Genomic DNA, 19,005 nt, shown 5'->3' with positions numbered 1-19,005 from the left:
CGCGCCCACTCGGGCTACCCGGCGCCCCCTACAGGGTGCGCTCCAGGCGGTCGGCCACCAGCTTCACGAAACGCGCGGGGTCCTTCGGCTGGCCGCCCTCGGCGAGCACCGCCAGCGTGTGCAGCAGCTCGGCGGACTCGGCGAGCCCGGAGCGGTCCTCGCGCTCCTTGTACGCCTGGTTCAGGCCCTTCACCAGCAGGTGGTCGGGGTTGAGCTCGAGGATCCGCTTGGTGCGCGGCACCTCCTGGCCCATCGCCCGGTACATGTTCTCCAGGGCCGGGGTCAGGTCGTGGGCGTCCGAGACGACGCAGGCCGGGGAGACGGTGAGCCGCGCCGACAGGCGCACCTCCTTGATGTCCTCGTCCAGTCGCTCCCGCATCCAGCCGAGCAGACCGGCGTACTCCTCGGCCTGCTTCTCCCGCTCCCCGTCGGTCTTCTCGTCGCCCTTGGCGTCGAGGTCGATCTCCCCCTTGGCGACGGAGCGCAGCTTCTTGCCCTCGTACTCGCCGACGGTGTCGACCCACACCTCGTCGACGGGGTCGGTGAGCAGCAGGACCTCGATGCCCTTGTCCCGGAACACCTCCATGTGCGGGGAGTTCTCGATGCTCTGCCGGGACTCGCCGGTGATGTAGTAGATGTCGTCCTGGTCGTCCTTCATCCGCTCCACGTACTGCGCCAGCGTGGTCGGCTCGTCCTCGGCGTGCGTGGTCGCGAACGACGCGACGGCGAGGATGGCGTCGCGGTTCTCGGAGTCGGTGACCAGGCCCTCCTTCAAGGCGGTGCCGAACTCCCGCCAGAACGTGGCGTAGCGGTCGGCGTCCTTGGTCATGATCTCCTTGACCGTGGACAGGACCTTCTTCGTCAGCCGGCGCCGCATCATCCGGATGTGCCGGTCCTGCTGGAGGATCTCGCGGGAGACGTTGAGCGAGAGGTCGGCGGCGTCGACGACGCCCTTGACGAAGCGCAGGTAGGGCGGCAGCAGCGCCTCGCAGTCGTCCATGATGAAGACGCGCTTCACATAGAGCTGGACGCCGCGCTTGAAGTCCCGCGTGAACAGGTCGTGCGGGGCGTGGGACGGGATGAACAGCAGGGACTGGTACTCGAACGTGCCCTCCGCCTGGAGCCGGATCGTCTCCAGCGGCTCGCGCCAGTCGTGGCTGATGTGCTTGTACAGCTCGTGGTACTCGTCGTCGGACACCTCGTCGCGCGAGCGCGCCCACAGGGCCTTCATGGAGTTCAGCGTCTCGGCCTCGGGTGCCGTGTCGCCGTCGCCCGGCTCCGGGACCATCCGGACGGGCCAGGTGATGAAGTCCGAGTACCGCTTGACGATCTCCCTGATCTTCCAGGGCGAGGTGTAGTCGTGGAGCTGGTTCTCGGGGTCGGCGGGCTTGAGGTGGAGCGTGACGGAGGTGCCCTGGGGCGCGTCGTCGACGGTCTCCAGGGTGTACGTGGCCTCACCGCGCGAGCTCCAGCGGGTCCCCTGGCCCTCGCCGGCCCGCCGGGTCACCAGCGTCACCTCGTCCGCCACCATGAAGCCGGAGTAGAAGCCGACGCCGAACTGGCCGATGAGGCCCTCGGCCCCGGCCGCGTCCTGGGCCTCCCGCAGCTCCTTCAGGAAGGTGGCGGTGCCCGAGTTGGCGATGGTGCCGATGAGCTGCCCGACCTCGTCGTACGACATCCCGATGCCGTTGTCCCGCACGGTGAGGGTGCGGGCGTCCTTGTCGATGTCGATCTCGATGTGCAGGTCCGACACGTCGGCGTCGAGCGTGTCGTCCCGCAGCTTTTCGAGGCGCAGCTTGTCGAGCGCGTCGGACGCGTTGGAGACGAGCTCGCGTAGGAAGACATCCTTGTTCGAGTAGACCGAGTGAATCATCAGCTGGAGCAGCTGACGGGCCTCTACCTGGAACTCAAACGTCTCGGTCGGCATGGTTCGCGACTACCTCACAGGTTCAGTCACCGGAACTGGTCGCAGTCACTGTAGAACACGAGGTCAGCGCGGTCGGTCGGTTCAGGCGAGGTGGGCGAAGACGACCAGGTTCGCGGTGTAGTCCCGGACCTGACGGTCGTAGTCCCCCGCGCAGGTGATGAGCCGGACCTGGGCCTCGGGGGTGTCGCCGTAGACGCGTTCGCTGGGGAAATCGTCCTTGTCGAACGTCTCCACCTTGTCGACCACGAAGGACGCTCGGCGCCCGTCCGCCCTCAGCACGTGGAAGCGGTCCCCCTTCTCCAGCTCGCTCAGGTTCACGAACACCGCGGCGGACGTCGCCGTGTCGACGTGCCCGGCGATGATCGAGGTGCCCGCCTCACCGGGGGACGCTCCTTCGGCGTACCAGCCGACGAGGTTGGTGTCGTGGGCCGGCGGGGCCTCGAGCTGTCCTGAACGGCCGATGGCGAGGTCGACGAAGGGCGCGTTGACCGAGATCTTGGGGATGATCAGGCGGAGCGGCCGTGACCTGGGCAGATGCTTTCCTGTGGGCTCCGCGGCGGGCGAGGACGGCTCGGCCGCCGACGGAGACGACCGGACCTCCGGCGGCGCGGACGAGGTGACCCCCGGCGGAGCGTGCGGTGCGCGGCGGGCTTCCGGTGCCTCGCCCTGGCCGCCGGGCAGGGTCACGACCATGACCACGGCGGCCACCGCGCTCCAGAACATCGTCACCGCCGTGCGCCTTATGCGCCGTGAGCGCGTGGAACCGGCTTCGCGGGGGGCCGGGTCGGCTTCGGGGGACGGGGGTCGGCCGGCGGCCATCGGGCACCACCTCACTCGGGCACGGCAGCGAAGACAACACAGGGGAGGAAGGGCGCGGCCGCCGCGACGCGCGGCGCACGTGCGGCGGCCACAGCGGCTACGTCGTCGGGCACGGGTCAGCCCATGTTTCCGGCCGCCTTCTTGCGGCGCAGCGCGTACATGCCGGTGCCGGCGGCCGCGAGCGCGGCCAGGCCACCCGCGGTCACACCCGGCGAGTCGAGGCCGCCGCCTCCGGTGTGCATGCCGCCGCGCGGTCCGTCGTGGCCGCCGCCCCAGGACTCCTTGTCGTGGTCACCACCGAAGGAGTCCTTCTCGTGGTCGCCCTTCCACGAGTCGTCCTTGCCGTGGTCGTCCTTCCAGGGGTCCTTCTCGTGGTCGCCGCCCCACGACTCCTTGCCGTGGTCGCCGCCCCACGAGTCCTCGTTGTTCACGGCGGCCAGCGCTCCGCCACCCGTGTGCATCCCGCCACGCGGACCGTCGTGCTTGCTTTCCTTGCCGTGCTCCTTGCTGTAGTCCTTGTCGTGTTCCTTGCCGGAGTCCTTCCCGTGCTCCTTGCCGGAGTCCGAGTCGTGCTCCTTGCTGTGGGAAGACGAGTCTTCCGTGTCCCAGTCGCCCGCCGTGACGGCGTAGGCGGTGGGGGCGATCGCCAAGGCGGCCGTGGCCGTCGCGGTGGCGAGCAGCATGCGAACCGAGCGCATAGGTGAGTCCTTCCGTCACGGCCTGGGGGCTGACGCTTCATCACCACTGGGGCCAGGCCTTGACGTGATCCACCGTCAGCCATGACTGCCGGACGCACCATTCGGAGCGTTCACACGGGTTACTCCCACACCCCGACGGCCGAATGGCCGACACCTGCGGTGTGGACGCCCGCCTGAAGAGGTTTACGTCCGCCGGAAGTGGTCAGACGCGTGGGATGTCCCAGCGCATCCTCACCGCCGTCCCGTCCGTCAGACCCGCACACGGTCGCGCGGGCTTCCCGCGTGGTGCTCGGGGGGCCGTGTGGTGAGCGAGGCCGTAGGGACCGCTCCGGTCCCCGCCACGGCGGCGCCACCAGGGCCTTCGAAGCAGCGGGACGCGTTCTTCGACAACGCCAAGTACGCGGCGATCGTGCTGGTGGCCGTGGGGCACGCGTGGGAGCCGCTACGGGACGGCAGCCGGAGCGTCGACGCGCTGTACATGCTCGTGTACGCCTTCCACATGCCGGCCTTCGTCATCGTCTCCGGCTACTTCTCCCGCGGCTTCGACGGCCGCCCCGCGCGTCTGAAGCGTCTGGTGACCGGACTCGTCGTCCCCTACGTCGTCTTCGAGACGGCGTACACCCTGTTCACCCGGTGGACCGACCAGGAGCCGGACCGCCCGATCAGCCTGCTGGACCCGCTGTATCTGACGTGGTTCCTGGCGGCGCTGTTCCTGTGGCGGCTGACCACCCCGCTGTGGCAGCGGGTGCGCGCGCCGCTGCCGCTCGCGCTCGTCGTGGCGATGCTGGCCACCCTCTCCCCGTCCATCGGCAACGACCTCGACCTCCAGCGTGCCCTGCAGTTCCTGCCGTACTTCGTGCTGGGGCTGTCCCTGAGGCCCGAGCACTTCCGGCTGGTCCGGCGCCGCGCGGTGCGGATCGCGGCCGTGCCCGTGTTCGCGGGCGCGTTGGTGGTGGCGTACTGGGCGGTACCCCGGATGACGGGCAGCTGGTTCTACCACCGTGACAGCGCCGAGGAGCTGGGCGCCCCCGCGTGGTACGGGGTCGTGATGACGCCGGTCCTGTTCGCCTGCTCGCTGCTGCTGGTGGCGTGCTTCCTCTCCTGGGTGCCCGGGCGGCGGCTGTGGTGCACCGTGCTGGGCACGGGCACGCTGTACGGCTATCTGCTGCACGGCTTCGTCGCGCAGGGCGCCAAGTACGGGGGCTGGTACGACCCCGCCTGGGTTCGCGAGCCGATCGGCGCGATCGTCGTCACCGTCGTCGCCGCCGTGGTGGTGACCGTGCTGTGCACCCCGCCCGTCCGCCGCGCCCTGCGCTTCGTGGTGGAGCCGGACATGCGCCGGCTGTTCCGGCCGGACGCGGCGGAGGAGGCCGGTGACCGGGCGGCGGCACGTGGGTGACGTGCCGTGTCAGGGCCGGCGCACGAGTCCGGCGATGTGCGCGGTGACCGTGTCGAGGATGGCGTTGCAGGCGGCCTCGTCCCCGAGCACCAGGTAGTTGAGGGTCAGCCCGTCGGTCATCGCGGCCAGATAGCGGGCCAGTACGGGGACGGGCACCTGGAGCCGGATGCCCATGGTCCGTCGTAGCTGGTCGATGAGGTCGGCGTAGGTCTCGGTGTACAGCTCGTACTGCCGTCGCGCCAGGTGTTCGAATCCGGGTCGGCGCAGGGCGTACTGGGTCAGCTCGTAGGTGAGCATGTGCTCGTCCGGGTGGGTGCGGACGTGGTCCCAGTACGCCTGGAAGCCGGCCCGGACCGTTTCCTCCAGGGTGGCTCTGGGGCGTATGGCCTCCTTGACGACGGTGACGTAGTGCTCGGTGATGGTCGTGATGACGGACTCGACGAGTTCCTGCTTGGAGTCGAAGCAGTAGTGGAAGACGCTGAGCGAGACGCCCGCCTCGGCGGCGATGGACCGGGTCGTCGTCCTGGGGACGCCGTCCCGGCTCATCGCTCTGATCGCCGCCTCGGTGAGCTGTCGCCGCCGCTCGGCGGACGGCAACCGTGCCATGGAGCCCCTCTCGTGGGTGTCAGCCGCTGTGGACGCCGACCTCGCGCAGGGAGTAGCCCCAGTCGGTGCCGCGGTCCAGCCCGTGGACGCGTACGTACCGGGCCGGTGTGCCGGTGAACCTGGCCGTGTCCAGGCCGCCGTCGCCGGAGGTCGTGGACCAGGCGGTCTGCCAGTTCGTGCCGTCGGTGGACAGTTCGACGCGGTACGCCTTGCCGTAGGCGCGCTCCCAGTCGAGGGTGACCCGCTTGACCAGGTGCGTGGATCCGAGGTCGGCCTTGAACCACTGGTCATCGCTCCAGTCACTCGCCCAGCGGGTACGGCTGTCGCCGTCGACAGCCCGGGACGGCTGGTGGCTCGTGAACAGGCTCCACTCGGAGGAGCTGGCCGACGTGGCCGCGCCGCTCGCGAGGTTCGCCCCGGCCTCGTGGGTCTCGGAGGCCGCCCAGGTGTCGAGGTAGGACTCGGCGCCCCGGAAGAGGTCGTCGACCACGTCCTGGCCGCCGACGCGTCGGATGTCCTCGATCCAGTCCGGGACGAGGCCGTAGTGGGCGGCTCCGTCGGTGTTCAGGTCCCAGGTGCGCTCGCCGGTGGTCTGCCGGTCGATGACGGAGCCGCCGTCGACGCTCTTGAAGGGGTAGGTGACCTTGTTCGGCGCGTCCGCCCCGCGCGGCGCCGGCCAGCCGCCGACGCCGTTCATGTCGGTGCCGTAGCCGTAGCCGACGCCGTACTTGTCGCGCAGGGCCTCCGTGCGCTCGGCCTCCGCGACGAAGCCCTCGGAGCCGTGCATGTACTGGGCGATGAAGCCGCCGAGGCCGTAGACCCGTTCGGTCCAGTCCAGGTCCATCCAGCTGTGGGAGGAGAGCACGCCGGGGTACGACGCGGCCTCGAAGATGTCGAGCACGCGGCCGGTGGCCTTGACGCTCATGTGGTCGATCTCGAGCATCATCTTGCGCTTCATCATGCCGCGTACGGCGTACTCGCCGAGTTCGGTGAGCCCTCGGACGTTGCACTGGGCGTCCGCGTCGTACGAGGGGACCTCCACGCCCGCCGGGAGCTTCTTCTCGGCTTCGGGTGCCGCGGCGCCGCCGATGGGGTTGTCGTGCTGGGGGCCGGTGCACTTCTCCGTCCGCCAGAAGGTGCCGGTCGACAGGAACTGGCCGACGTTGATGGCCGTGCCGAGGGCGCCCTCGTCGAAGCGGACCCCGCACAGGGCGTTGTCGAACTTGTGGCACAGGAACATGCTGCGCACGCCCAGGGCGTACAGCTCGTCCAGGCCCTTGTCGATGTCCTCCTTGCCGCACTGCGCGATGTCGAGGATCTGCTTGCAGCCGAACGGCTCGGAGGTCTCCACGCCGAGGACGACCGCCAGCTTGCCCTGCTCGATAACGTCGCGGGCCTGCGCGCTGTCGGTGACGATCCGGAACCAGCCCTTTCCGGTGCCGCCGTACATCTTGTCGACGTAGGTCTGCATGTCGTACGTCAGCTTGGCCTGGAGGCGGATGGACGTCATCTCGTCGCAGCTGCGGTCCTTGAAGAAGTACACGGAGCAGATCACGCCGTTGGTGACGAGGTCGTTGACCAGCACGCGCTGGCCGCCGCGCCACGCCCGCTCCACCCAGGCGTAGTAGTTCTGCTGGTGGGTAAGCGAGTCGTGCGCGGGCCAGTCCTTGAAGGTGGGCCAGCCGACCGGGTCGTGCCTGCCGTCACCCCCGTGGGTGATGAAGTCGAAGATCGCGAGGGAGCCGTCAGGGTAGTGCTCGGGGCAGTCCTTGAGCGCGTCGGCGACGCCCCGCTCGGAGAACGGCTTTCCGCAGATCAGGCGGCCGCCGAAGGCCTCGTTGGAGAAGATGTGGTCGTGCGCGTCGACGAAGCCGCGCACCTCGCCCTTGGCATTGGTGCCGGTGAAGGGCTCCCCGGTGACGTTGATCTGCGAGTCCGGGGCGGGCCGTGCGCTCGGCTCCCACCAGTCGCTTCCGGCCGCCGAACTGGGCGTCGGTCCCAGTGCGACGGCCAGCACGAGCAGGAGGAGCGACACCACGGTGACGTTCTTGCGCCTGCGGTACGGGCGTCCGGTCCTGGTCACTGCCCACGTCCCTCGGTCGGCGGAGTCGCGCGGTCGACGGCTGATTGTCATGACCCCGCAATATGTGCGACGAGGATCGCGACTACCGCCTTATGAGTCAAGAGTCCGGGACGGATGACCTGATGACGACGCGTCGGCTCACGCGGCGTGCGTGAGCCGGAACTTCGACGCCCCCAGTGATCTTTGACGCCGTGGGTCTCGGTGCGGGTGCGGTGGCTCGGGGTCCGGGTGCGGTGGCTCTGGGTCCGGGTGCGTGGCTCGGGGTCCGGGTGCCTGGTGCCCTTCGTCGTCCACGGCGTACGAGCCCTGCTCGGGGCATCCTGGAAGCCGGATGCGGATCGTCTGTGCTGTCGCCGTTCTCGCCGCCGCGAACCTGCTGAACAACTGGCTCGCGCGGGGCCCCGCCCTGTACGTGGTGATCTGCGTGACCGCGACGGCCGCGCTGCTGCTCGTCGCCCGCTGGGACGGGCTCACCCGGGCCGATCTGGGGCTCGACGCGGCGGGGCTGCGCCGGGGACTGCGGTGGGCTCCCGTCCTGGCCGCGGTCGTCCTTCTCGTCCTGCTGCTCCTGCTCGCCGTTCCGGCCGGCCGCGAGGCGTTCCGCGACGCCAGGGCGGCGGACCTGTCGGTGGGCCGGCTGCTGTGGGTGACGCTGGTGCGGGTGCCGTTCGGGACCGTGCTGCTGGAGGAGACCGCCTTCCGCGGTGTGCTGTGGGCCATGATCCGGCGCCGGCACGGCACGGCACGGGCCACCGCCGTGTCGTCGCTGCTGTTCGGGCTGTGGCATGTGCTGCCGTCCCGTGGCCTCAACCGGTCCAACGCCGCCGTCGCCTCCCTCTTCGGGGACGACCCGGCGGGCGTGGCACCGACCGTCGCCGTGGCGATCGTCGCCACGGCGGTCGCCGGGGTCGTCCTGTGCGAGCTGCGCCGCCGCTCCGGCAGTCTGCTGACGCCCATGGCCCTGCACTGGGCGGTCAACAGCCTCGGTTACGTGTTCGCCTGGGCGGCGGCCCGCTGGTGGCTCGACGGCTGAACGTCAGAAGTTGATCATGTGTCCGGCGAGGCCGTGGACGGCTTCCTTGACCGCCTCGCCGAGGGTCGGGTGGGCGTGGACGTTGCGGGCGACCTCGTGGACGGTCAGGTCCCACTGCTGGGCCAGGGTCAGCTCGGGCAGCAGCTCGGTGACGTCCGGGCCGATGAGGTGACCGCCGATCAGTTCGCCGTACTTGGCGTCGCTGATCAGCTTCACGAAGCCGGTGGCGTCGCCCAGGCCGTGCGACTTGCCGTTGGCGGTGAACGGGAACTTCGCCACCCGCACGTCGTAGCCCCGCTCGCGGGCCTGGTCCTCGGTGTAGCCGAAGCTGGCGATCTGCGGCTGGCAGTAGGTGGCGCGCGGGATCATCGCGTAGTCCAGCTCCATGGTCTCCGCGTCCGCGATGGTCTCGGCGGCGACGACACCCATCGCCTCGGCGGCGTGCGCGAGCATCAGCTTCGCCGTGACGTCGCCGATGGCGAAGATGTGCGGGACGGAGGTACGGCACCGGCCGTCGACGTCGATCGCGCCGCGCTCGGTGACGGTCACGCCGGTGCTCTCCAGGCCGTATCCGCTGACGTTCGGCGCGAAGCCGATCGCCTGGAGCACCTTGTCGGCCTCCAGGACCTGCTGGGCGCCGTCCTTGCCGGTGACCGTGACGCGCACCTGCTCGCCGGACTCGTCGACGGCGTCGACGCGGGTGGAGGTCAGCACGTCGATGCCCAACCGGCGGTACTGCTTGGCGAGTTCGGCGGAGACCTCGGGGTCCTCCAGCGGGGCCATCCGGTCCAGGAACTCGACGATCGTGACCTTCACACCGTAGTTGTGGAGCACATAGGCGAACTCGACGCCGATCGCGCCGGCGCCCGCGATGATGATCGAGCGCGGCAGTTCCTCGGCCAGGATCTGCTCCTCGAACGTCACCACGCGCGCGCTGCGCCGCGTGCCGGGGAGCAGCTTCGGCGTGGCGCCGGTGGCGATGACGCAGTGGTCGAAGCCGATGGTGCGGGTGTCGCCGTCGTAGCCGGCCACCTGGAGGGTGTGCGGGTCGAGGAAGGTGCCGCGCCCGTCGAACTCGGTGATCTTGTTCTTCTTCATCAGGTAGTGGACGCCCTTGACCCGGCCGTCGGCCACCTTGCGGCTGCGGCGGAACGCCTCGCCGTAGTCGAAGGAGACCTGCCCGTCCACCTTGATGCCGAAGGTCTTCGCCTCACGCGTGAAGATGTGCGCCAGTTCGGCGTTGCGCAGCAGCGCCTTGCTGGGGATGCAGCCCACGTTCAGGCAGACACCGCCCCAGTACTTCTCCTCCACGACCGCCACGCGCTTGCCCAGCTGGGCGGCGCGGATGGCGGCGACGTAGCCGCCGGGACCCGCGCCGAGGACCACGACATCGAAGCGCTCGTCCTGCTCGACCATGGAGGGTTTCCTTCCTGAGTACGACGTCCTGCTCTGCTGGTGTCGGCCTTGGCGAGGAGATCGCGTCCGGCTTCTTCCAGCATGACCGCATCGACGCGCTTGCGCGGCGAGGCGGGAGTGTGACGGTGCACTCAGGTGGCGTGTGGTGCGGGGATCAGGTGGGTTTTCGCCGTCCTGGTCAGCCGACGCAGAGGACGTTGAGCACGCACAGCTGCGCGGGCGAGTTCTCCTCCGGGGCGGGGCTCGACTGCGACGGAGGGGTCTGGCTGTCCGTGCCGTCGGTCGCCGTCGGGGCCGGCGTCTGCTCCTGCTCGGGCGTCGTGCCGGAGGTGCCGGACGTGCCGGAGGTGCCGGACGTGTCGGCGCTGTCGCCGGAGTTCGCTCCGCCGGAGGACTGGGAGACCGATTCCGTCCGCGGGACCGAGGGGGCCGGCGTGCGGGGGGCGGTGGCGACGTCCGGTCGGGTGACCTGCCGCGTGGTGTGCGGCGTGGTGATGGACTCCCGCGCGGCGTTGGTCGGGGACGGCTTCGAAGGGGTCTGCGGGGTGCGCGGGGCGGTGCGGGTGTCCGGCGGAGTGGCCGCCGGACGGGTGAGCTCCGGCTCCTGCTGCTCCGCGGCCTTCATGTTCGGAAGCTCCGGCGCGGTGGCCGCCTGGGCCTTGTCGACGGAACCCCGGTTCAGCGCCGAGACGGTCAGGCCGCCGCCGACCAGGGCGACGGCGGTCGCGACCACGGCCCGCCGCTGGTTCTTCTTCCAGCGGGCCCGCTGGCGACGCCGCGCCGCCCGCCCCTCCTGGACCACGGGCGCGCCATCGACATCGCCGGGCGTGGGCTCGTCGACGCCGGACGGGACACCGGCCCGGGGCTCGTCCATGCCGACCGGCGCCGCCGGCTCGTCCCGGAAGTATCCGTCGTGCCATGTGTCGGCGGAGGGAGCGATGTCCGGGGCGTAGGCGCCGCAGCCGGGGCACACAAGGGCACCGTTGAGGTGCCGACGGCACGACGAGCAGTAGTCCATCTGTGGTCTTCCTGGGTTGACTGCGCCATCGGCCCAGCTCGGCCGCGGCCTGGTCACGTTCACACAAAAGATCGAACGGCCAGAACGCTAACGAGGCTTTCGACAGGCCGTGTGCAGCCCTCGTGACACTCCTGCGCAGATGTTTCACGAAGTGTGTGTGAGCCGTGACCCGCCCAAAGTCCACGATGGCCCGCTTTCACCCCCCGCTCCCGGGGTCGCAGCACCCCTCGCGGCGCATCCGGCGGCTGACCTCCAGCCAGTCCTCGGCCCGGGGCGGAGGTGAGGACTCCGGGTCGGCCCGCCGCGCGCCCGCCGGCCCGAAGTCGTCGACCAGGTCCGCCTGCTGGAACAGAACGCCGCCGCGCAGGACCGCCACCGTACGGATCAGCGTGGCGAAGTCCGTGAACGGGTCGCCGGCCACGACCGTGAGATCGGCGAGCTTGCCCTCCTCCAGGGTGCCCAGGTCGGCGTCGGCCCCGAAGACGCGCGCGGGCAGCAGTGTGGCGGTGTGCAGGGCCTCGGCCGGTGACAGGCCGGCGCGGTGCAGGGCCCGCAGGGCCAGGTGCAGATGCAGTCCGACCGGAACGATCGGCTGGTCCGTGCCGAGGGCTACCAGTCCGCCACCGGCGAGGATCCGCCGGTAGACGTCCATCTCCCGGGCCAGCGTGGCCAGTTGCGCGTCGGTGGGTGCCTGACCGGCCTGCTGGCGTACGAATGCCGTGTCCCACGGCGGCATGAGCACGAAGACACGGGGGTCGTCCGCGAGCGCGGGGTCGGCGCCGAGCAGCGCGAGCGCGGTGAAGGGCGTGGCGACGAGGTGGAAGTCGGTGGCGGTGTAGATCTCCTCGACATCCTGGTAGGCCCTCCCCGTCGCCGAGGTCGCGTGCCCGAACTCCAGCCGCTGGGTGGCCTGCAGATGGGTCGTCAGGTCCTGGCCCAGTTGCACACCGGGCGTGCACAGGTGGCTGCCGCTGCGCACGCCGAGCCGGTGGTGCCCGAACTGGGCGGCCTCCTTCATCACCCAGCCCGGGGCCCGTACGTACGTCTTGACGAAGTCCCAGTCCAGCGCGGCCCCGCGCGCCAGGGAACGGCGCAGGCCCTCGCGGGTGCGGTGGGCGCGGCCCATGCTGTAGGCGACCCGCGCCCCGTCGAGCAGTTCGCCGGTGGTCAGCAGCCGCGGTCCGGCGAGGTCACCGGCGGCGACCGCCTCCCGGACGCGGGCCTGCTCGTAGGCGAAGCCGCCCAGCGAGACGGCCGTGGTGATGCCGTACGCGAGTTGGAGCGCGCTCTGGCGGCCGCCGTACGTGGTCTGCCAGGGGTGGGTGTGCGCGTCCCACAGGCCCGGGATCACGGTGCGGTCGCTCGCGTCGACATGGCGTGCGGCGGGGCGGCGGCCGGCGCGGTGCGGGGAGACCTCCGCGATCCGGCCGGCGCGGATCACGACGTCGATGTCCTCGCGGACGTCCGGCCCGGTTCCGTCCCAGAAGCGGCCCGCGTGCACGACCGTGTCGGCCGGGCGCGGTCTGCGGTGGTCCAGGGGCACACGGACGGTACGGGTCCTGCCGCCGGCGATGTCGATCAGACGCAGGGTGCCCGCGGACAGGTAGAGCAGGGTGCGGGCGTCGGCGGACCAGGACGGGTGGTCGGCGGGTTCGGTGGTGAGCCGGCGGGGCTCGCCATCGGGGGTGCCGTCGGACGTGACCGGCAGCAGCCACAGTGCCGACTCGGCGACCACGGCCATCCAGCGGCCGTCCGGGGACCAGACGGGGCCACAGTCGTAGCGGTCGGAGAGCGAGGTGTGCGGGGCGAGGGCGTGCAGGGCGGTGGCCCGGCTGGTCGTGTCGACGACGCGGATGAGGTTGTAGCCCTCACGGAAACGCTGGTTGAGGCGGTTCCGGTCGCACAGTGCCACGTACCGGCCGTCAGGCGACCAACTGGGCCGGCCGGGCAGCCCGCCCGCGCCGAGCGGCGCGGCGAGGACCTGTTCGCCGCCGTCCCGCAGGTCGCGCACCACGAGGTTGCCGGACATGTCCAGGCAGGCCAGCCGCGTCCCGTCGGGCGAGAGGGCGGGGAAGATACGGCCGCCCTCGGCGAGCACGGTCTCCTCGCCGGTGCCGAGGTCACGGCGCCGTACGGCGAACAGTCCGGCGCGGTCGTCGGCGAACACCAGCGCCGTGCCGTCGGGCGTCCAGGTCGGCGCCGACACGTAACGGGTGGCGGGGACTTGGAGGACCTTGCGGGGTGGGCGCCCCCCGGTGGTGGCGCCGATCCACAGCGCGTTCAGCGCGGCGAAGGCGACGCGGCGGCCGTCCGGGGACAGCGCGGGCAGATGCAGGGCGCGGACGGATCGGGGGCCGGCACCGTCGAAGTCGTACGCCTTGCCGCGGTAGCGCGGGCGGTCCACGGGCAGCGCGGCCGTGAACGGGATCTCCTCGCCACTGCCCGGCGTGTCCGGGTCGACCAGGCGGAACTGTCCGTCGACCGTGAGCAGCAGTCGCCCGCCGTCCGCCCAGCGGAGCGGCGCGGGGAGGACGTCGCCGTCCACGGGGACCGGTTCGCCGTCCACCACGAGGACGCAGGAGGCCGCGGGCGCGGCCGTGGTGCGCAGGTGGGCCAGGCGCCCGGTGGGCGAGACGGCGGGGGTCATGAGCTGGGCACCGGAGTCGTCGGTGTGTTCGACGGTGACCGGGCCCGAACCGTCGGCGGCCACGGACGCGACGGTGGCGGCGCGGAGGGCGCCCGCGGCGGTGACGGTGGCGCGCACGAACAGCACCCGCTCCCCGTCGGGCGACCACGTCGGGTCGAAGTCCTCCCAGCGGGCGTCCTGCCCGGGTCCCTGCTGTGCGGGGCGGCCGGTGAGCCGGGTCAGCTCGCCGGTGCGCACGTCCACGACCCAGACGCGGTACGGGGCGCCGGTCACGGTGTCGCCGCCGCGCTCCGAGGCGAACGCGATCCGGGTGCCGTCCGGTGACCACGCCGGGCCCCGGTCGTCCCACGGTCCGTCGGTGAGCTGCCGCAGCCCGGTGCCGTCGGGCCGCAGCGTCCAGAGGTGGAAGCCTCCGCCGCGGTAGGCGCACACGACGAGAAGGCTGCCGTCGGGCGAGAACTGCGGGCGGGTGGGTTCGAGGCCGGGCGGGGTGAGCGGGACGGCGGTGCCGCCCTTGCGCGGGACGGACCAGAGCACGTTCTGGACCTCGGCGACCAGTCGGTCACCGGACGGGGCGAGGGTCGCGGAACCACCCGTGGCGGCGGTGAAGGTGAGGGTGGTCGTGCCGGACGCGGCGGTCGCGGCCGGCGTGCCGACCGTGGCGAGCGCCGTGGCCGTGGCGGTGGCCGTCGCGGTGGCCTGGAGGAATCTGCGGCGGGACAGCGGGCCGGGGCCAAGGCCGTCTTCGGTGTCTTCGGGGTCCAAGGGGGCTCCCAGAGCGCGGAATTGGCGGGACGGACAGGAGAGACCACTGGTGGCAAACGTACGGGGCGAGGTCCGGTTACGGGCCTCACCCCGGTGTTTCTCGGCCGTTCTCCGTACCGGAGGGCTTCCGGCTCGCTAGATGAGAAAGAGCAACTGCACGGCCACGAGTACGTCGATGACGCCGCACCACTCCGCGAACGTACGGGAGACGACCTTGTCCAGGCGCAGGTGCACGAAGTCCCAGACGCCGTGGAGGAACCACCCGGCCGCCACCAGACAGCGGCCCAGGTCCTGATCCACCGCCAGCCCGGCCAGCGCGAGCCCGCCGAAGACGAGCGCGCCCACGGCCTGGACCCCGAGGGAGGCCCGCCCGTGCGGAGTCCCGCGGACGACACCCCGGACCAGGACGGCCAGGGCGAGGGCGACGAGGACCGTCGACGGCGCGACGGCGTCCTGCAGGGGGAGGGCGAACACGGCCACCAGACCTGCCCCGAGCACCGGCCAGGTGGCCCGCGGGTCCCCGATCTGATGGACGCCGTCCTCGACCTGGAGATGCCGCCCGCCGACGGGCTGCGCGCCGCCGAGGAGATCCTGGCCGAACCGCCCACGCGGATCGTCCTGGTGACGCGGCACGCCCGGCCCGCCGTACTGCGCCGGGCCCTTGCCGCGGGTGTGCGCGGCTTCGTCCCCAAGACCACCCCGGCGGCCCGGCTGGCCGAGATCATCCGTGACATCGCCGCCGGCCGCCGCTATGTGGACCCGGACATCGCCGCCTCCGCGCTGACGGAGGACGACTGCCCCCTCACCGACCGCGAACTGGAGGTCCTGCGCGCCGCCCGCACCGGCGCGTCCGTCACCGAGATCGCCGCCGCGGTCCACCTGGCGCCCGGCACCGTCCGCAACTACCTCTCCGCGGCCATGTCCAAGCTGGGCACCCCGACCCGGCACGCCGCCGCTCATCGCGCCTGGGAGCAGGGCTGGATCTGAGCCCTCAACGGCCACCCGGGAGCGAAAATTTCGCGGAATCCGGCGACTCTTCCTGAGGGCGAGGCGCCTGGCGCATAGTGAGGGCGCTGTGCTTCGGCCTACGAAGGGACGAGATGACACGCAAGAAGGCCCTGGTGGTCCGAGGCGGGTGGGAGGGGCATCAGCCGGTCCGGGCCACGGAGTTGTTCCTGCCGTTCCTCCGGGACAACGGGTACACCGTCCGGGTCGAGGAGTCGACCGACGTCTACGCCGACTCCGCCGAGATGGCGGGCACCGATCTCGTCGTGCAGTGCGTCACGATGTCGCAGATCAGCGCCGAGCAGTTGGCGGGGCTGAGCGCGGCGGTCGTGGCCGGCACCGGCTTCACCGGCTGGCACGGCGGCATCGCCGACTCGTTCCGCGCCTCCTGCGACTACCTCCACCTGGTGGGCGGGCAGTTCGCGACCCACCCGGGCAAGGAGCCGTGTGAACGCCGGGGCGTCCAGGAGGACAACTACCTGCCGCACGTCGTCCACGTCACGGAGCTCGGCCGCGAGCACCCCGTCACGGCGGGCATCGAGGACTTCGAGCTGCACACCGAGCAGTACTGGGTGCTCCACGACGACCTGATCGACGTCCTGGCCACCACCACCCACCCCGTCCGGCCGTGGCAGCCCTGGCACCGCCCGGTCAGCTCACCGGCGGTGTGGACCCGCAGGTGGGGCGCCGGGCGCATCGTGGTGACGACGCCGGGGCACAGCCTCGACGTGCTGGAGAACCCCAACGTCCGCACCGTCATCGAGAGGGGCATGCTGTGGGCGACGCGCACCGCGTCGGCGTCGTAGGTCTGGGGGTCGTCTCCCGCGTGTACCTGGACACGCTCATCCGCCATCCTGCCGTGCGCATCACGGCGGTGGCCGACCTCGACGCCTCCCGCTCGGCCGCGGTCGCCGCCGAGTTCCCCGGCGTCGAGGCGCTCACCGTCGAGGAGTTGCTGAGCAGCCCGGACGTGGACACGGTGCTGAACCTCACCGTCCCCGCGGCCCACGCCGAGATCGCCCTCGGTGCCGTCGGCCACGGGAAGCACGTCTACGGGGAGAAGCCGCTGGCCGCCGACTTCGGTGCCGCCCGTGCCGTGCTGGAGGCCGCCGCGCAGGCGGGTGTCGGGGTGGGGTGCGCGCCGGACACCGTGCTGGGCACCGGGATCCAGACGGCGCGGGCGGCGGTGGCGGCGGGCAGGATAGGGCGTCCCCAGTTCGCCTCGGCCGTGATGGTCACCCCGGGGCACGAACGCTGGCATCCCCACCCCGACTTCTACTACACGGCCGGGGGCGGCCCCCTGCTGGACATGGGGCCGTACTACCTCGCGTCCCTGGTCCACCTGCTGGGGCCGGTGCGTGCCGTGATCGGGGCGGCCGGCCGGCTGCGCGCCGAACGCGTCATCGGTTCCGGTCCGCGGGCGGGCGAGCGGATACCGGTGGAGGTGGACAGCCATGTCTCCGGTGTGCTCGAACACGCGGGCGGGACGCTGACGACGATCACCACGAGCTTCGACGGCGTGGCCACCACGGCGGCCCCGATCGAGATCCACGGCGAGGCGGGGACCCTGGCCGTCCCGGACCCCAACCGCTTCGACGGCGAGGTACGCCTCTTCGAACTCGGCGGGACGCGGTGGAGCGCGCTCCCGCCCTCGGCGGGCTACGTCGACGGCGCACGCGGCGTCGGCCTGCTCGACTTCGTCGCCGCGGACGGGCAGCGGGCGCCCCGTGCCGGCGGTGACCTGGCCCTGCACGTGCTGGAGACGATGAGCGCTCTGCTGCGGTCGTCGGCCGAGGGGCGGCGCGTCGAGCTGACGACGTCGGCCGAGCCGCCCGTCCCGGTGCCGCTGACGGCCGCGCAGGAGTGGAGGGGGCGGCCGGTGCCGGGGCGGCGTTAGCATCCGCGCCGCGGGTGTCGGTCCACGGGCGTCAGTCCACGGGCCAGGTGTGCGTGGCCGCGTTGAGGTGCATGTAGTCCATGTACGCCGTGGTCATGCGCCGCAGCGCCTCGGCGCGGTCGGAGATGCCGGTCTTCTCCAGATGGTGCACCGTCTCCGCCTGCCACAGGGCGCCGTTGCGGGCGGTGACGCACCGCTGCTCGACGATGCCCAGCAGGGGTTCGCGCCACGCCGCGTCCAGGCCGGCCAGTTCCAGGCCCCGATGGGCCAGGGGCAGCAGGCGGCGCAGCACGAGTTCCGTGGCCGGGACTTCACCCATGCCGGGCCAGTACAGGCGGGCGTCGATGCCGTCGCGGGCCGCGGTGTGGAGGTTCTCCTCGGCGACCGAGAAGGACATCCGGGTCCAGACGGGCCGGTCCTCGTCGACCAGGGCGCGGGTGAGGCCGTAGTAGAAGGCGCCGTTGGCGATGATGTCGGCCACCGTGGGGCCGGCGGGCAGGACGCGGTTCTCGATGCGCAGGTGTGGGCCGGTCTCGGTGACGGCGTAGACGGGGCGGTTCCAGCGGTAGATCGTGCCGTTGTGCAGCGTGAGTTCGCCCAGTTGCGGAACTCCGCCGCCGTCGAGCGCCGCCTGCGGGTCCTCGTCGTCGCACAGCGGCAGCAGCGCCGGGAAGTAGCGCACGTTCTCCTCGAACAGGTCGAAGACGCTGGTGATCCACCGCTCCCCGAACCACACCCGGGGCCGTACGCCTTGGGCCTTGATCTCCTGGGGGCGGGTGTCGGTGGCCTGCTCGAACAGGGGGATACGGGTCTCGCGCCACAGTTCCCGGCCGAAGAGGAAGGGCGAGTTCGCCGCCAGGGCGATCTGCACGCCCGCGACGGCCTGGGCCGCGTTCCAGTAGTCCGCGAAGTCCTTCGGGGAGACCTGGAGATGGAACTGGGTGCTGGTGCAGGCGGCCTCGGGGGTGATGGTGTCGGCGTACGTCGACAGGCGCTCCACGCCCTCCACCGTGATCCGCAGGTCCTCGCCCCGGGCCGCGAAGATCTGCTCGTTGAGCAGCCGGTAGCGCGGATCGCCGGACAGGGCCGTCTCGTCGACGTCCGCCTCCCCCAGGGTCGGCAGGATGCCGATCATGATCAGGTGCGCGCCCGCCGCCGCGGCGCGGTCCTCGGCGTGGTTGAGCGCGTCGCGGATCGCCTGTTCCCAGGCGCCGGGGCCGCCGGTGGTCAGCTCGCGGGGCGGGATGTTGATCTCCAGGTTGAAGCGGCCCAGCTCGCTCGACCAGGCGGGATCGGCGATGGCCTGGAGAACCTCGGTGTTCCGCATCGCCGGCCGCCCGTCGTCGTCGACGAGGTTGAGTTCGATCTCCAGCCCGACCCGGGGGCGCTCGCTCTCGAAGGTCGACTCGCGCAGCATCTGCGCCAGCACATCGAGGCAGGTGTGCATCTTCTCGCGGTACCGGCGGCGGTCCTCCCGCGTGAACACCAGGGCCGGCACGTCCCGTCCCATCGCGCCCTCCGAGTTCCCTCGGCGGATTCCTCTCGTTCCCAGCGTCGCACCTCGGGGGGCAGGCGGACAGTCGGCGGTGCGGTGACCGGCCGGTCATCGCTCCACGGCGTTTGTTTGCCCACGAAACAAACGCCAGGTGTGGGGAGAGGTGCCGGGACACGAGGAGGCAAAGCCCGCCCGCG

Annotated in this window: 15 protein-coding genes; 5 read left to right on the top strand and 10 right to left on the bottom strand. The window is 71.5% G+C overall.

Features of this window, described 5'->3' with window-relative positions:
• Positions 1-28: 28 nt before the first annotated feature.
• From htpG to ABZ078_RS22945, 3 genes are all read right to left on the bottom strand, one after another.
• Entirely contained in the window at positions 29-1,927 is a 1,899-nt protein-coding gene (gene htpG / locus ABZ078_RS22955) for a molecular chaperone HtpG (protein ID WP_356577872.1), read from the bottom strand.
• 81 nt (positions 1,928-2,008) lie between these two features.
• Positions 2,009-2,656, bottom strand: a complete 648-nt coding sequence (locus ABZ078_RS22950; protein WP_356577870.1) for a class F sortase — start codon at positions 2,654-2,656, stop codon at positions 2,009-2,011.
• Positions 2,657-2,862: 206 nt separating this feature from the next.
• On the bottom strand, positions 2,863-3,444 hold the full coding sequence (locus tag ABZ078_RS22945; RefSeq protein WP_356577868.1) for a hypothetical protein: 582 nt from the start codon (positions 3,442-3,444) through the stop codon (positions 2,863-2,865).
• A 301-nt stretch (positions 3,445-3,745) separates the two neighbouring features.
• Here ABZ078_RS22945 and ABZ078_RS22940 point away from each other — a divergent pair, with 301 nt between their 5' ends.
• Positions 3,746-4,843, top strand: a complete 1,098-nt coding sequence (locus tag ABZ078_RS22940) for an acyltransferase family protein (protein ID WP_356577866.1) — start codon at positions 3,746-3,748, stop codon at positions 4,841-4,843.
• A 9-nt stretch (positions 4,844-4,852) separates the two neighbouring features.
• Here ABZ078_RS22940 and ABZ078_RS22935 read toward each other — a convergent pair whose 3' ends face one another.
• Both ABZ078_RS22935 and ABZ078_RS22930 read right to left on the bottom strand, forming a co-directional pair.
• On the bottom strand, positions 4,853-5,449 hold the full coding sequence (locus tag ABZ078_RS22935; protein WP_356577864.1) for a TetR/AcrR family transcriptional regulator: 597 nt from the start codon (positions 5,447-5,449) through the stop codon (positions 4,853-4,855).
• Positions 5,450-5,468: 19 nt separating this feature from the next.
• Positions 5,469-7,532 (bottom strand): discoidin domain-containing protein, encoded by a 2,064-nt coding sequence (locus ABZ078_RS22930; protein WP_356577862.1) that lies wholly within the window; start codon positions 7,530-7,532, stop codon positions 5,469-5,471.
• Positions 7,533-7,863: 331 nt separating this feature from the next.
• Here ABZ078_RS22930 and ABZ078_RS22925 point away from each other — a divergent pair, with 331 nt between their 5' ends.
• Positions 7,864-8,565, top strand: a complete 702-nt coding sequence (locus ABZ078_RS22925; protein ID WP_356577860.1) for a CPBP family intramembrane glutamic endopeptidase — start codon at positions 7,864-7,866, stop codon at positions 8,563-8,565.
• A 3-nt stretch (positions 8,566-8,568) separates the two neighbouring features.
• Here ABZ078_RS22925 and lpdA read toward each other — a convergent pair whose 3' ends face one another.
• From lpdA to ABZ078_RS22905, 4 genes are all read right to left on the bottom strand, one after another.
• A complete protein-coding gene (gene lpdA / locus ABZ078_RS22920) occupies positions 8,569-9,981 on the bottom strand; it encodes a dihydrolipoyl dehydrogenase (RefSeq protein WP_356577858.1) in 1,413 nt (470 codons plus the stop codon).
• 178 nt (positions 9,982-10,159) lie between these two features.
• The gene (locus ABZ078_RS22915; protein ID WP_356577856.1) at positions 10,160-10,999 is read right to left on the bottom strand and encodes a hypothetical protein; all 840 of its coding nucleotides are present in this window, start codon (positions 10,997-10,999) and stop codon (positions 10,160-10,162) included.
• A gap of 196 nt (positions 11,000-11,195) precedes the next feature.
• A complete protein-coding gene (locus tag ABZ078_RS22910; protein WP_356577854.1) occupies positions 11,196-14,411 on the bottom strand; it encodes an amidohydrolase family protein in 3,216 nt (1,071 codons plus the stop codon).
• A gap of 135 nt (positions 14,412-14,546) precedes the next feature.
• Positions 14,547-14,756, bottom strand: a complete 210-nt coding sequence (locus ABZ078_RS22905; RefSeq protein WP_356577852.1) for a hypothetical protein — start codon at positions 14,754-14,756, stop codon at positions 14,547-14,549.
• Between the two features lie 27 nt (positions 14,757-14,783).
• Here ABZ078_RS22905 and ABZ078_RS22900 point away from each other — a divergent pair, with 27 nt between their 5' ends.
• The 3 genes from ABZ078_RS22900 to ABZ078_RS22890 all read left to right on the top strand — a co-directional run bounded on the left by ABZ078_RS22900 (position 14,784) and on the right by ABZ078_RS22890 (position 17,313).
• Positions 14,784-15,398 (top strand): response regulator transcription factor, encoded by a 615-nt coding sequence (locus ABZ078_RS22900; RefSeq protein WP_356577850.1) that lies wholly within the window; start codon positions 14,784-14,786, stop codon positions 15,396-15,398.
• A 113-nt stretch (positions 15,399-15,511) separates the two neighbouring features.
• Positions 15,512-16,222 carry a ThuA domain-containing protein gene (locus ABZ078_RS22895; protein ID WP_356577848.1) on the top strand — a complete coding sequence of 237 codons (711 nt, stop codon included), beginning with the start codon at positions 15,512-15,514 and terminating at the stop codon, positions 16,220-16,222.
• Positions 16,192-17,313 (top strand): Gfo/Idh/MocA family oxidoreductase, encoded by a 1,122-nt coding sequence (locus tag ABZ078_RS22890; protein ID WP_356577846.1) that lies wholly within the window; start codon positions 16,192-16,194, stop codon positions 17,311-17,313. Before ABZ078_RS22895 ends, ABZ078_RS22890 begins: the two co-directional genes overlap by 31 nt.
• 31 nt (positions 17,314-17,344) lie before the next feature.
• On the opposite strand, the gene ABZ078_RS22885 is transcribed toward ABZ078_RS22890, so the two are convergent.
• Positions 17,345-18,823: a glutamate--cysteine ligase gene (locus ABZ078_RS22885; protein WP_356577844.1), complete on the bottom strand. Its 1,479-nt coding sequence runs from the start codon at positions 18,821-18,823 to the stop codon at positions 17,345-17,347.
• Between the last annotated feature and the right edge of the window lie 182 nt (positions 18,824-19,005).

Source organism: Streptomyces sp. NPDC006385, from assembly GCF_040612485.1.
Taxonomy (GTDB): Bacteria; Actinomycetota; Actinomycetes; order Streptomycetales; family Streptomycetaceae; genus Streptomyces.
The sequence above is the reverse complement of the archived record's forward strand: the minus strand, read 5'-3'. Positions and strand labels throughout refer to the sequence as shown.

Coding starts and splice junctions, on each gene's coding strand:
- ABZ078_RS22935 (WP_356577864.1), bottom strand. CDS start 5,449: ATGGCACGGTTGCCGTCCGCCGAGCGGCGGCGACAGCTCACCGAGGCG.
- ABZ078_RS22945 (WP_356577868.1), bottom strand. CDS start 3,444: ATGCGCTCGGTTCGCATGCTGCTCGCCACCGCGACGGCCACGGCCGCC.
- ABZ078_RS22895 (WP_356577848.1), top strand. CDS start 15,512: ATGACACGCAAGAAGGCCCTGGTGGTCCGAGGCGGGTGGGAGGGGCAT.
- ABZ078_RS22925 (WP_356577860.1), top strand. CDS start 7,864: ATGCGGATCGTCTGTGCTGTCGCCGTTCTCGCCGCCGCGAACCTGCTG.
- ABZ078_RS22915 (WP_356577856.1), bottom strand. CDS start 10,999: ATGGACTACTGCTCGTCGTGCCGTCGGCACCTCAACGGTGCCCTTGTG.
- ABZ078_RS22885 (WP_356577844.1), bottom strand. CDS start 18,823: ATGGGACGGGACGTGCCGGCCCTGGTGTTCACGCGGGAGGACCGCCGC.
- htpG (WP_356577872.1), bottom strand. CDS start 1,927: ATGCCGACCGAGACGTTTGAGTTCCAGGTAGAGGCCCGTCAGCTGCTC.
- lpdA (WP_356577858.1), bottom strand. CDS start 9,981: ATGGTCGAGCAGGACGAGCGCTTCGATGTCGTGGTCCTCGGCGCGGGT.